The following is a 13,429-nucleotide window of genomic DNA, read 5'->3' on the forward strand; positions in this document are numbered from 1 at the left end:
TATGAAAAGACTAATCACCGTTTTAGGTCTGTTTGCCGGAACATTTATATTTTCTCAAACTTCTGATGCTAAAGCCCGGGAGCTTGTCAAAATCATGGGAGCAGATAAACTGGCTATTTCTGGAATGAAATCGCAGATTCAGGAGCTTAAAAAAACTTCTCCTGAGATTTCGGATGAATTTGTAAAAGAATTTATTTCAGAAATTACACCCGAAAAGATTATTGAGGTGTATGCCCCAATTTATATGAAATATTATACAGAGCCGGAAATGGATGAACTTATAAAATTTTATAAATCTCCTTTGGGACAGAAAGGTATTTCGCTTGTACCATCCATTATGAAGGAAAGTATAGAAGCAGGAGGCAAGTTAGGCAGGGAAACGGCCATCAAGGTAAAGGAAAGGCTTAATAAAAAAGCCGGTTACCAAAATCCGCCACCACCTATGCCGGAAAAAACGGAAAATAAATAAATTATAGGCTTCCTCTTACCGGGGAAGCTTTTTGCATTACAGTTTGACATTAAATTTTTTGAATAAACCAATGATCATCAAAAGAACTGATTCTTCCAATACAGATTTTCAGAACCTAGTTAAACTCCTTGATGCCGATCTGGCCGTTCGTGATGGAGAAGAACATGAATTCTATCACCAGTTTAATGCAATTGATATGCTTAAAAACTGTGTGATAGCTTATTCTGAAGACAGGGCTGTTGGTTGTGGTGCATATAAACCTTTTTCTGAAGATGCCGTAGAGATAAAAAGAATGTATACGGATGAGGCAATGAGAGGGAAAGGATTTGCATCGAAAATATTAAATGAACTGGAAGTCTGGGCCAAAGAAGAAGGCTTTAGCAAATGTGTTCTGGAAACAGGGATCAAGCAGCCGGAAGCGATTGCTCTGTATGAAAAAAACGGATATTACAGAATCCCTAATTACGGACAGTATATTGGTATTGACAATAGTGTTTGCTACGAAAAATTACTATAGATTTTTTAGCAGCTTGATATAAAGATTCATATTCAGGTAATATTAAATTCATTTTTTATAAGCTTTTAATTCACATCAAAGTGTTATATTGTGGTTCCAAACCATAAAATTAATACTATGAAAAAAAGTGCATTTTACCTTCTGGCACTGTTCTTTACATTGAATTCGTGTACCAGGGACGAACTTCAGACTGAAAATCCTTCTATTGAAATGGTTCAGAAAGACCCTTTAACAGGGAAGCAAATCAATTCGGAAATTAACAGTACGATCAAAAGCACCGGGACATTTAACTGGAAAAATGCATCGGACCATCTGCTTTGGAGCGCTGTTTTCAGGGGAAACAGAATGGTTTCCATCGGCTTCGGATCTTCAAAAGATGATTTTGACAGAAGCCTGTCAGCAAACAACAAAGCAATGGAAGCTGAGATCCTTGATGTCATCAGACAGAAGGAAGGTGTGGAGCAGACGAGGTTTCTGATTTCCTCAGATCAGTATCTTAATCAGATAGATGTTATCGTAGAGAAAGAAGAAACTATTACAGCGCTGAGAAAGATGAAAACCATCCGCTACGTAGAACCGGGGGATTATCATTATTTTGAAATAGAAAACAGTCTTAATCCCAATGCAAAATCAAGTGGTTCTTCAGGCTGTGGATTTGATTCTGCCGTTTTAAATGCTGCCGACTATACCACAACAGCCCCTAACGCTAAAATTCCATGGGCTTTTACCCAGCACAATATTCCCAATGCATGGAGCTACAGCACAGGAGCAGGAGTGACCATAGGACTCATTGATACCGGAGTTTCTCCCGAACAGACCTTATTGGGAAGCAGCTTTAATACCGGAGCATCTTCAGGAAGAACAATCAGTAAATTCGGATCATACGTCAACGGATCTACTACAGACGGACCGGCAGATCAATGCGGACACGGAACCAAGATGGCTTCTGTAATGGCGGCCCCAAAAAATAATGCAGGGCTTCCTGTAGGAGTTGCCTACAATGCCAATCTCATTACTTACCGTGCGGCTTCCAATGTGGTGCTGGAAACTTCCAGTGAGCAGAATGGAGTAAAAACAGCCTTCACTGATCTGGCCAATAATACCAGTGTGAAGATTATTTCCATGTCGATGGGACATATTTTCTCCGTAGGAAAGATTGAAGATGGGGTGAAGTATGCCTATTCCAAAGGAAAGCTGATTTTCTGTGCAGGAGGAACTTCTACCAGTTTTACCAATTTTGTGGGGGTGATTTTCCCGGCAAGCATGTCCGAAACACAAGCTGTAACCGGAGTAAAAGAAGGGACTTCCAACCAGAAATGTGACGTTTGCCACTCCGGAAGCCAGATTGATTTTACCTTCCAGATGGAAAGAGCTAACGGAAATACAGTTCCTGTTTTAAGTTATTACAACAATCAGGCTGATTATGTAGGAGGTTCATCAGTTGCTACCGCTGCCACAGCAGGTATTGCTGCGCTGGTCTGGGCTAAAAATCCTTCATGGACAAGAGGGCAGGTCTTGAATAAAATGAGACAGTCTGCCACTTATTATCCTACTGTCAATTCAAGTTATGGATACGGAAATATCAATGTTTTGAAAGCAGTACAGTAACCTATTAAAATATAAATATCGGGTAATATTTCAGTCTACGGGCCGTTCATCAGGTGGAAACATATTTTCAATTTATTATTTGAAAATTCACTTTTGTTGGTGAGCGGCCCGGATTGATGATATTCTCTTTTTTAAGACTTTATGCATTTCAACATCACATGTTATCCTATCCTTACACTGGTCATACTTAAAGATCCCCCGATCAGTTCATCATTGAATAAGGAAAGGTTTTCAGCTTTATCTTTTAAACCTAAAGTATAGATAAGCGGAAGGTAATGATCCGGTGTGGGAACAGCATACTGAAGAAACGTGCCTTGTTTCTGGTAATCTATAATATTCTGGAAATTTCCGTCCAGAAGCCAGTTGTTGGTTTTTTCTCGTGCTTCAACAGCCCAGTCCCAGCCGGCACCTATGGTGTCAATGTTTTTCCAGTCAATCAGCCGGAGATTATGGACAATATTCCCGCTTCCAATAATCAGAATTCCTTTTTCGCGGAGTTTATTCAGCCTTTTGGCAAGATCAAAATGATATTGCGGAGGTTGGGTATAATCTATACTCAGCTGTATGACCGGAATATCGGCATCAGGATACATATGTTTAATGACCGACCACGCGCCATGGTCAAGTCCCCAGTTGTGATCTTCCTCTACTAAAACAGGCTCTAAAAGTTCAACTGTTTCTCTGGCCAGTTCCGGACTTCCGGGAGCAGGATATTGTACATCAAATAATGCTTTCGGAAAACCACCGAAATCATGGATTGTTCTGGGCATATCCATCGCCGTTACAAAAGTTCCCTGTGTATACCAATGTGCAGAAACACATAAAATAGCATTGGGTTTCGGAATTTCCTGAGCCGCTTTTCTGAAGCCCTGTACAAACTGGTTTTCTTCAATAGCATTCATCGGGGAGCCATGCCCTAAAAACAGAACAGGCATTCTTTGGGTATTTCCGAAATGATCGCTGATATTTTGCAGATCGTTGAGATTCATAAATAGGTAATTATTGAAAAAGGTTCAAGGCTTTTAGAAAAATCCCTGAACCTTTTGTATGTTTTAATTTTATAGTAGTTTTTGAAATATTATCAAAAACCGTATCTGTATTATGCCTGTTTTACAAACTGTAATTCTCCGGCTATTTTTACTTCATCACTTACCATTACGCCTCCTGCTTCAAGAGCTGCATTCCAGTTAAGTCCATAGTCTTTTCTGTTAATCTTCCCTTCAAAAGAAAATCCTGCTTTTGTATTTCCCCACGGATCAACGTTGATTCCACCGAAGTCTACATCTAAAGTGATAGGTTTTGTAATACCGTTTACAGTAAGATTTCCTGTTACTTTATCATTTAAAGCCTGGGACTCAAATGTAATAGTAGGATATTGTTCCGCATTGAAAAATTCAGCCGATTTCAAATGGTTGTCTCTGTCTGTATTGTTCGTGAATACAGAATCAGTCTGTATGGTAGCGGTAGTTTTAGCGTTGGCGAAGCTATCGTCTTCAGATTCAATTTCAGCATTGAAAGTTCTGAAGCTTCCTTTTACATTAGAGATCATCATGTGTTTTACTTTGAAAGTAATTTCACTATGTGTTGGGTCTAGGTTCCATTTTGTTGCCATTGTATTGTATTTTTTGTTTGTTATTAATACTGTAAATGTAGGTTGGAGAACATATACAAATCATTGATTTAGGTTAAGAAATGAGATTGAGATGTGAATGGTCAATTTTGCTTTGCAAGTGAATGGTCAATAATTAGTACTGATTAATTCACTATTGACAATTGACGATTCACTCAAAGTTCATGTGAATGATTGGTTTTGCTTCGAGAATCAATAGTCAATAATTAGTACTGCAAAAATCACCATTGACAATTTACCCTTCACACTAATTCCTCCCTATTTTTCCTACCATTAAGTTAAGAATTTATTTTTATCAGTACATTAATTCTGTTTTATGAATGTTTTATTTTAACATTTGTTAACGGATGGTTTTTATTTCTTATTTTTGAAGGATTCAATTTTATGCAATGAAATTATATAGATTTTCTTTATTGATGATGGTTTTGGGTAGTTCTGCAATAGCACAGACCCAAAAATTTACAATGGCGGAGGCAGTGAACGGACTGAGGACAAATCTGGCCGTAAAAAACATTTCCCAATTTTCCTGGACAGCAGACGGTAAATCATATATCCAGGCTGTAAAAGGCGGTTATCTCATTACCGATCTTAAGACCAGCAAACAGGATACACTCGTATCTTTAACTCAGTTAAACAAATCATTTTCTGATGCTCAGCTGAAAGCCGTTCCACAGATTAAATTCATCAGCGGGTCAAGCGGTTATTTTAATGCCAATGATAAAATGTTCTGGATCGAGAAATCCGGCAACGACTGGAAAGTAAAAACAACTGCTGCAGTTGACGCGAATGCTTCTAATGTAAAAGTATTCGGAGATAACCAAACCTTTGCATTTACTGTAAAAAATAATTTATTCGTTAATAAAAACGGAAAAACAGTGGCTATAACCAACGACTCTGATGAAAATATCATCAACGGCGGTGCAGCAGTCCACAGAAATGAATTCGGGATCGATACAGGAATTTTCCCTGCACCCAATTCAGAAGCAGTTGTATTTTACAGAATGGATCAGACCATGGTAGCGGATTATCCTGTTATTGACTGGTCCGTAACGCCGGCAGTGAACCACAATATCAAGTATCCAATGGCAGGGCAGAAATCCCATGAAGTAACTTTAGGGGTTTATAATATCAAAAATCAGTCAACCACTTTCCTTAAAATTGAAGGCGAAAAAGATCAGTATCTTACAGCGGTTACATGGAGTCCGGATTCAAAATATATTTTTGTTGCAGTTCTGAACCGTGGTCAGAATCATATGAAAATGAATCAGTACGATGCGGCTACAGGAAATCTGGTAAAAACTTTGTTTGAAGAAACCAGTGATAAATATGTAGAGCCTCAGCATCCGCTTACTTTTTTCCCGAATTCCAATACAGATTTTATCTGGCAGAGCCAGAGAACCGGTTATAATCATCTGTTCCACTACAGCCTTGAGAAAGGACTTGTTGCCCAGATCACTAAGGGAGATTGGCTGGTAACCGATATTTTAGGCTTTAATGAGAAGAAAAAGGAGATCTATTTCACCTCTACGAAAGAAACACCTCTGGAAAAGCATTTATACAAAATCAACTGGACGAACTTCAAAATGCAGCGTCTGGATGATGCATCAGGGGTACATACAGGAATCCTGAGCAGTGACGGGAATTACCTTTATGATGCTTACAGCAATGCAGGCACGCCGAAATCTGTCAATATCATTAATACAAATACGGCGAAGTCCACTAATATTCTTACAGCAGAAAATACATTGAAAAATTATCAGAGACCTGAAATTAAAAATGTAGAATTAAAAGCTGATGACGGAACACCGCTTTACGGGAAGATCATCCTTCCGACAGATTTCGATGCCACCAAAAAATATCCGGTAATCGTTTATCTTTATAACGGACCCCACCTGCAGCTTGTAACCAATACCTTCCCGGCATCAGGAAACCTTTGGTACGAATACATGGCGCAAAACGGATACATTATTTTCACCATGGACGGAAGAGGTTCTGCTAACCGTGGAATGAAGTTTGAGCAGGCAGTGTTCAGAAACCTTGGGACTACCGAAATGAACGACCAGATGAAAGGCGTAGATTACTTAAAGTCCCTTCCTTATGTAGATTCCCAAAGAATGGGTATTCACGGATGGAGCTTTGGAGGATTTATGACCACAAGCTTTATGCTTCGCAATCCTGATGTTTTCAAAGTTGGCGTTGCCGGAGGTCCTGTGATCGACTGGAAAATGTACGAAATTATGTACGGTGAAAGATATATGGATACCCCGCAGGAAAACCCTCAGGGATATGCCACGGCTAATCTTCTTGACAAAGTTCAGAATCTGAAAGGAAAATTACTGATGATTCATGGAGCTCAGGATGATGTAGTGGTTTGGCAGCATTCCGTCAAGTTTATCAAAGCTGCCGTAGATAATGGAGTTCAGCTGGATTATTTTGTGTATCCGGGGCATCCGCATAATGTAATCGGAAAGGACAGGGTTCACCTGATGCAAAAAGTAACCGATTACTTTGATCAGTATCTGAAAAAGTAAAAAAATCCAGCCGGAAGGCTGGATTTTTTAATGCTCAGATTATTTTATCAGGCTTAGTCATAAAATTCTTTGATTACATAAGTACCATTATTGATTCTTTTCAGTTCTTTTATTAAATAATATCTATGCAGGAAACCTGTCAAGATCACTATTTTTTTACCAGGGTAATTTTCAGCTATTTTATAAATATTTTTAGCCATAGTCTGGTTTCTGAGATCCCAAAAACCGGACATCAATGTAAAACCATCTTTATAGCTGATCTTTTCACCATTGGGTTTCACAACAAATTTTTTTACAAATTCAGATCTTCCCTCAACGATCTTTAAAAGTCCGGAATATTGAGCATTCTGTCTTTTTTCAGAAATTTTATCTGTAGCAGGTTTATTGAAATTCTCCGGAGATAATTCTGCAATTTTCATCAAATCCTGAGTTGTTCCGAGATAGTTCTCATAGATTTTAACTTCCGAGGGTGCTAATTTTTTGGCTTTGTAGAGGCTGTCAATCAATTTTACGGCTAAATTATCTGTCGGAACCATTCCCGTGTCTTTTCTATACTGATTCCTGTTTTCAAAATCAAAAGGAAACCTTAATGTTCCCGGGAATTTTAGTTTATATAAATTGCTTGCCGTTATTTCATTTCCTTTAAGGCTTTTATCTGATTCATATTCCTTCATACCTTCGCTGTCTACTTCATGAAGGATAATGTCCGGTTGTACTTTTTCAAGGATGCTGAACAGTATTTTAGGGTGATAATTGGGCACGCTGTCATGAATATTACCAATGATGTAAATTTTGGTTTTGCTTTGCGAAAAGTAAAGACAGGTTGATAATGTCAAAAGTAAAGAAAAAAAAGATTTCATTTTTTTAAATTGTGATAAGTCCCAAATATAGGAAAAATCCGTTCTTATCAAAGATCAATGTTTTTGATCTCCGGCATTCGTAATTTTGCTTATCTAAAATGTAAAACATAAAATCAGAAATATGGAATTAGGAATAGGAATGTTTGGGGACCTGGCTTTTGACCAGGCGACCGGAAAATATAGAGATGCAGGGGTAAAGATCCGTGAAATATTGGATCAGGTAAAATTAATGGATGAGGTAGGAATTGATGTTTTTGCCATGGGAGAGCATCACCGTCCGGATTATGCAGTTTCCTCACCGGAAATGGTACTGGCTGCAGCAGCGAGCATTACCAAAAATATAAGGCTGGCAAGCGGAGTAACGGTTTTGAGTTCTTCGGAACCTGTAAAAGTATATGAAGATTTTTCAACCTTAGACCTGATATCAGACGGAAGAGCTGAAATATTTGTAGGAAGGGGAAGTTTTATCGAATCATTTCCGTTGTATGGATACTCATTGAATGATTATGAAGAGCTTTTTGATGAAAAACTGGAATTATTGTTAAAAATCAATTCGGAAGAAAATGTAACCTGGTCCGGAAAGCTTCGCGCTCCGATGCAGAATCAAACCGTCTATCCGAGAGCAAAAAATGATGGAAAACTTTCAATCTGGAGAGCGGTAGGAGGAACTCCTCAATCTGTTTTAAGCGCTGCAAAATTAGGGATGCCTTTAGTGGTAGCCATCATCGGAGGAATGCCTGTGCAGTTTAGAAACCTGGTGGAATTCTATAAGCAGGAATATCAAAAAGCCGGACATGATCTTTCCAAAATGCAGATTGCCATCCATTCCCACACCTTTGTAAGCGATGATCAGACTGTTGTAGACGGATATTTCAACAACTATAAATCACAGATGGACAGAATCGGGGCGTCCAGAGGCTGGGCTCCTTACACCAAAATGCAGTATGACGGAGGAAGAGGAAGAGACGGGGCATTATTTATAGGAAGCCCGGCAGAAGTAGCGGATAAAATTGCCTACATGAAGGAAATCTTTGGAATTACTAGATTTATCGGGCATATGGATGTCGGCGATCCTGCCCACGATGTCATGATGAAATCCATTGAATTGTTCGGCGAAAAAGTAAAACCGGCTATTCAGAATCTTTAAAATAGAATCCTGCTGTATGTCAGCAGGATTTTCTTATAGAAATATTAATCTTATAATTATTACTTTTACAAAAAAATAGCAATGCAGGAACCGTCCAAAGATCCGCTACACGGAAAAAGACTGGATGCCATTCTTGAAGAACTGGTAGAATACTACGAAGGTTTCGAGAAACTTGGCGAGCAGATCAATATAAAATGTTTTACAGATAATCCCAGCATCAGCTCTTCACTGAAGTTTCTCAGAAAAACACCCTGGGCGAGAACCAAAGTGGAAAGCCTGTACCTCTATGTATTAAGACAGAAAAAAAAGAACGAATCAAAAAGAAGAGATTAAAAGGTTTTTTGTTTTAACGGTTTTCCGCAATCAATCATTTCAAAAATAGTATATTTGTGATGTTAATCGTGAAAAGCGTCACGAAAAAAAGAGAAAAATATGACAATTGAAAACAACCATGTTGTAGCAGTAAGTTACATACTTCATACCATCGAAGAAGATGGGAGCAAGATTCTTGTTGAAGAAACAACCGCAGAAAATCCGCTTACATTTTTATATGGGGTAGGAAGAATGATTCCAAAATTTGAGCAAAATATTCAGGGTCTGAAAGCAGGAGATAAAGCATCTTTCGTGATTCAGCCTGAAGAAGCTTACGGAGAAAAAGATCCGAATTCAATCGTGCAGTTGCCGCTTGATATGTTCCAGGAATCTGGAACTCCACCTGTAGGAGCTATTTTACCTCTATCAGATGGTCAGGGTAATAATTTTCAGGCTTTTGTGGTGGAAGTAACTCCAGAAGGAGTAGTAGCAGACCTTAACCATCCAATGGCTGGGAAAGTGTTAGATTTCCAGGTGGAAATTTTAAATACACGTCCGGCAACGGAAGAAGAACTGGCACATGGCCACTCTCATGGAATTGACGGGACAGATGCCCACTAAACCATAATGAAATGTCCGGATTTTTTCCGGACATTTTTTTATTCTAAAAATTCTCCGCTCACATAAAACCAACGGTTTTGAATCATTTTGAATCTCGATAATTCGTGATGAACCTGCTGATGTCCCTTCTCATCGGTATAAAAGGCTTTAAATTCAACCTTGCTCACAGAGGGCTTATCTATAATTTCCAGTTTTGTCCAGGTATTAATTTCACCCCATTCCTGCAGATCTTTTTTATTGTGAAATTGTCTTTTAACGGGAGATGTAGTTTCCATTAAATAATCTCCATTGGGAATTGCAAAAGCAGAAAACCTTGAACGCATTAAAGCTTCAGCAGTTGGAGCATGCTTTTCTCCTGTATGATAAGGTTTACAGCATTCCTCGTAAGGTTTCCCGGAACAGCAGGGACAATCCATATTATATTCAATTTTTTATTAGAAATCCAAAAATAGAGATTTTATCAATAGAAATGGCTTTAGCCCGTTGATTCCGGCAGAAATATGATATCATTATAATTCAAAATATAGAAATGGGCTTCAGCCTCATTTAAAAAATGAAAAAATTCTTCTGGCTTTAGCCAAAACCTAAAAAAAGAAGCACTCTTTCGAATGCTTCTCTGTAGAATTTATTTGATGAAACCTCTGTTTCTCAATAAAGGCTTAATGTCCGGATCATGTCCTGTAAAATCTCTAAATGCCTGGTTAAGGTCCACGGAATTTCCTACGGAAAGAATATATTTCCTGAAACGGTCTCCGTTTTCTCTTGTAAGGCCTCCGTTATTTTTGATCCATTCCCATGCATCATTATCAAGGGTTTCAGACCAAAGATAAGCGTAATATCCTGCTGAATAACCTCCGCCCCAGATGTGGGCAAAATAAGGAGTATGGTATCTCGGAGGTACTGTTGCTAAAGTAAATCCGTGGCTGGCTAATGATTGTTTTTCAAAATCAAGAACCGGAATTAACTGGCTTTCATTGGTTACTGTATGCCAATCCATATCCAGGGCAGCTGCAGAAACAAGTTCTGTTGTCATATATCCCTGGTTGAAAGTAGCTGCTTTTTTAATTTTATCAACCAAAGCCTGTGGAATCGGCTGCTTTGTTTCGTAGTGAATTGCATAATTCTTAAGAACTACAGGATCTAAAGCCCAGTGCTCATTGATTTGTGAAGGGAATTCTACAAAATCTCTCGGAACACTCGTTCCTGAAAGGGACGGATATTTCTGGCTTGCAAACATTCCGTGGATAGAGTGCCCGAATTCGTGGAACATCGTCGAAACATCATCATAGCTGATCAGGGAAGGTTTTCCCGGAGCCGGCTTCTGGTAATTATAGCAGTTTACAATCACAGGTTTCGTTCCTAAAAGATAAGACTGCTCAACAAAGTTGCTCATCCATGCACCTCCGTTTTTAGAATCTCTGGTATAGAAATCAAGATAATAGATCGCAATAGATTTTCCATCGTGGTCAAAAACCTCGTAGGTTACTACATCCGGATGATAAACAGGAAGATCTGTTCTCTTTTTAAATGTCAGTCCATAGAACTTTTCAGCGGCGTAGAAAACCCCTTTTTCCAAAACAGTAGTTACTTCAAAATAAGGTTTGATCTGGTTTTCATCAAGGTCGTATTTTGCCTTTCTTACCTGTTCTGCATAGAAGTTCCAGTCCCAGGGCTCTACTTTGAAGCCTCCCTTCTGCTGATCGATGAGGTCCTGAATATCTTTTGCTTCACGTCTTGCCGTTTCTACAGCAGGAGTAGCGATCTGGTTCATTAATTTGGTAGCTGCCTCAGGTGTTTTAGCCATCTGATCCTGAAGTTTCCATTCGGCAAAGCTTTTCTTGCCCAGAATCTGCGCTTTTTTAAGTCTTAGCTTGGCAAGCTTTTCAATTGTTTCGCGGGTATCATTTCCATCGCCTTTTTCAGCTCTCAGCCATGATGCTTTGAACAGCTTCTCTCTTGTCGCTCTGTTTTTTAAATTTTGAAGAAGAGGCTGCTGCGTTGTATTCTGAAGGGCAAGAAGATATTTTCCCGGTTGTCCTGCAGTTTTAGCATCAGTTGCTGCTGCTTCGATTTCATCAGCAGAAAGTCCGTCAAGTTCTTTAACATCAGAGAAAAATACACCTCCCTGCTTTCTTGCTTCCAACAGTTTATTGGAATATTGGGTAGAAAGTGAAGCGAGCTCCTGATTGATCTGCTTTAATTTTTCTTTATCAGCCGAAGAAAGATTGGCTCCTGCAATTTCAAAGTTCTGCTTATAATACTGAACCAGTTTTTTGCTTTCAGGATCTAAACCATCTTCCTTAATGGATTTAATTCTTTTATATAAATTTTCATTCAGGTACATTTTGTCAGAATGCGCAGCAAAAATAGGGGCGTATTCTTCATCTAAAGCCTGAAGGGTAGGGTTGGTATTCGCGCTTGTAAGATTGGAAAATACAATAGTAGCTCTTCTTAAAACCTCACCGCTTTTTTCCAGGGCTACAATAGTGTTTTCGAAAGTAGGGGCTTCCGGGTTATCGGCGATTTTCAGAATTTCAGCATCGTGCTGTTTAAGTCCGAAATCGAAAGCCGGTTTGAAATGTTCATTTTTAATTTTATCGAATTCCGGAGCCTCATACTGAAGCTTGCTTTTCTTCATAAAAGGGTTTGAAGACAGGGATGGATCGGTAACAGGAGTTTCCTGTTGAGTGTCGGTTTTCTTCATGGTAGTACAAGATTGATTAAGTGCCAGAGCAGAAATTAACAATACCGATGAAATATTTTTCATAAATTAGTTGTTATTAAAGTATAAAGATATTAAAACTTAATTTATAAAAGCAGTAAACATGAAATCAACAACTCTTTTTATATTTTCAGCCCTGGCGCTGATGACCGCATGTAATGATAAACATGATCGAAGAAATGACGAAAATAACCGTAATAATGATAAAGATAACGGTTGGGTGGATAATGTGATTAACAAAGAAAGCGGTCCGGTGAAAGAGAAAGAATTTAACGGGGATTTTGATGAAATTGAAGTTTCCCAGGCTATAGAAGCGGAAATCATCAAATCTGAAACAGAAAAAGTAGTTATTTCCGCACCGGAAAACATCATCAGTGAAATTCTGGTGGATAACAGTGGCGGAAAACTTCATATTCACTATAAAAGAGGTATCAGGGTGATGAACAGCCATAATGTGAAGGCAAAAATTTATACAAAAGATTTCTCTAAACTTGTTGCCAATTCTGCGGCAAGCATCCATGTAAAAGATAAATTTACACAGGAGAAGGTAGATATTGAAATATCCAGTGCGGCGAGTGTTTCCGGAGATCTTGAAGCCAATGACTTTGATATCTCTGCGGATAGCAGCAGCAGTTTCAATGGAAAAGTCTGGGCAGTAGACCTTGATGTTGATGCTTCTTCGGCTGCCAGTATCGATATTTCCGGGAAAGCTAAAAATGCAGACGTTACTTCTTCATCCGGAAGCAGCATCTCAGCTAAGGAAGTGATTGCAGATAATGTAAAAGCTGAGGCATCCAGTGGAGCAAGTGTTCATATCAGTGCTGTTTTGTCTGTGAATGCAGAAGCTTCTTCAGGAGGTAGTGTGGATATTTCTAAAAAAGGAGAGCTTAAAAATGTAACCAAGCAGGAAAGTAGTGGCGGAAGCGTCAGTATTCAATAAGAAATACATTCATTAATAATCTATAAAAACCCCTGACTTAATTAAAGCCGGGGGTTGTTTTTTTATTAATTG

13 protein-coding genes are annotated in these 13,429 nt (G+C 38.7%); 8 read left to right on the plus strand and 5 right to left on the minus strand.

Annotated features, from left to right (window positions below):
• Position 1 precedes the first annotated feature (1 nt).
• The 3 genes from ACM40_RS11155 to ACM40_RS11165 all read left to right on the plus strand — a co-directional run bounded on the left by ACM40_RS11155 (position 2) and on the right by ACM40_RS11165 (position 2,594).
• The gene (locus ACM40_RS11155; RefSeq protein WP_048502906.1) at positions 2-469 is read left to right on the plus strand and encodes a DUF2059 domain-containing protein; all 468 of its coding nucleotides are present in this window, start codon (positions 2-4) and stop codon (positions 467-469) included.
• Positions 470-539: 70 nt separating this feature from the next.
• Positions 540-986: a GNAT family N-acetyltransferase gene (locus tag ACM40_RS11160; protein ID WP_048502907.1), complete on the plus strand. Its 447-nt coding sequence runs from the start codon at positions 540-542 to the stop codon at positions 984-986.
• Positions 987-1,103: 117 nt separating this feature from the next.
• Entirely contained in the window at positions 1,104-2,594 is a 1,491-nt protein-coding gene (locus ACM40_RS11165; protein ID WP_048502908.1) for a S8 family peptidase, read from the plus strand.
• Between the two features lie 161 nt (positions 2,595-2,755).
• Here ACM40_RS11165 and ygiD read toward each other — a convergent pair whose 3' ends face one another.
• Both ygiD and ACM40_RS11175 read right to left on the minus strand, forming a co-directional pair.
• The gene (ygiD, locus tag ACM40_RS11170) at positions 2,756-3,583 is read right to left on the minus strand and encodes a 4,5-DOPA dioxygenase extradiol (protein ID WP_048502909.1); all 828 of its coding nucleotides are present in this window, start codon (positions 3,581-3,583) and stop codon (positions 2,756-2,758) included.
• A 110-nt stretch (positions 3,584-3,693) separates the two neighbouring features.
• The gene (locus tag ACM40_RS11175) at positions 3,694-4,206 is read right to left on the minus strand and encodes a YceI family protein (protein WP_048502910.1); all 513 of its coding nucleotides are present in this window, start codon (positions 4,204-4,206) and stop codon (positions 3,694-3,696) included.
• A gap of 407 nt (positions 4,207-4,613) precedes the next feature.
• Here ACM40_RS11175 and ACM40_RS11180 point away from each other — a divergent pair, with 407 nt between their 5' ends.
• On the plus strand, positions 4,614-6,755 hold the full coding sequence (locus ACM40_RS11180; protein ID WP_048502911.1) for a S9 family peptidase: 2,142 nt from the start codon (positions 4,614-4,616) through the stop codon (positions 6,753-6,755).
• Positions 6,756-6,808: 53 nt separating this feature from the next.
• Here ACM40_RS11180 and ACM40_RS11185 read toward each other — a convergent pair whose 3' ends face one another.
• Positions 6,809-7,615 carry a hypothetical protein gene (locus ACM40_RS11185; protein WP_048502912.1) on the minus strand — a complete coding sequence of 269 codons (807 nt, stop codon included), beginning with the start codon at positions 7,613-7,615 and terminating at the stop codon, positions 6,809-6,811.
• 121 nt (positions 7,616-7,736) lie between these two features.
• Between ACM40_RS11185 and ACM40_RS11190 the strand changes: the two genes are divergently transcribed.
• The 3 genes from ACM40_RS11190 (at position 7,737) to ACM40_RS11200 (ending at position 9,695) form a co-directional block, all read left to right on the plus strand.
• The gene (locus ACM40_RS11190) at positions 7,737-8,762 is read left to right on the plus strand and encodes an LLM class flavin-dependent oxidoreductase (RefSeq protein WP_048502913.1); all 1,026 of its coding nucleotides are present in this window, start codon (positions 7,737-7,739) and stop codon (positions 8,760-8,762) included.
• Positions 8,763-8,843: 81 nt separating this feature from the next.
• The gene (locus ACM40_RS11195; RefSeq protein WP_048502914.1) at positions 8,844-9,095 is read left to right on the plus strand and encodes a VF530 family DNA-binding protein; all 252 of its coding nucleotides are present in this window, start codon (positions 8,844-8,846) and stop codon (positions 9,093-9,095) included.
• Between the two features lie 99 nt (positions 9,096-9,194).
• Positions 9,195-9,695, plus strand: a complete 501-nt coding sequence (locus tag ACM40_RS11200) for a peptidylprolyl isomerase (RefSeq protein WP_040997023.1) — start codon at positions 9,195-9,197, stop codon at positions 9,693-9,695.
• 38 nt (positions 9,696-9,733) lie between these two features.
• On the opposite strand, the gene ACM40_RS11205 is transcribed toward ACM40_RS11200, so the two are convergent.
• Together ACM40_RS11205 and ACM40_RS11210 are read right to left on the minus strand one after the other, a co-directional pair.
• Positions 9,734-10,111 carry a YchJ family protein gene (locus ACM40_RS11205; RefSeq protein WP_048502915.1) on the minus strand — a complete coding sequence of 126 codons (378 nt, stop codon included), beginning with the start codon at positions 10,109-10,111 and terminating at the stop codon, positions 9,734-9,736.
• 209 nt (positions 10,112-10,320) lie between these two features.
• Positions 10,321-12,462 (minus strand): M3 family metallopeptidase, encoded by a 2,142-nt coding sequence (locus ACM40_RS11210; RefSeq protein ID WP_048502916.1) that lies wholly within the window; start codon positions 12,460-12,462, stop codon positions 10,321-10,323.
• Between the two features lie 58 nt (positions 12,463-12,520).
• Here ACM40_RS11210 and ACM40_RS11215 point away from each other — a divergent pair, with 58 nt between their 5' ends.
• A complete protein-coding gene (locus ACM40_RS11215; protein ID WP_048502917.1) occupies positions 12,521-13,357 on the plus strand; it encodes a head GIN domain-containing protein in 837 nt (278 codons plus the stop codon).
• Positions 13,358-13,429: the final 72 nt, after the last annotated feature.

Origin of the sequence: Chryseobacterium sp. BLS98, assembly GCF_001045445.1 — a bacterium.
In the GTDB taxonomy this organism is placed as follows: domain Bacteria; phylum Bacteroidota; class Bacteroidia; order Flavobacteriales; family Weeksellaceae; genus Chryseobacterium.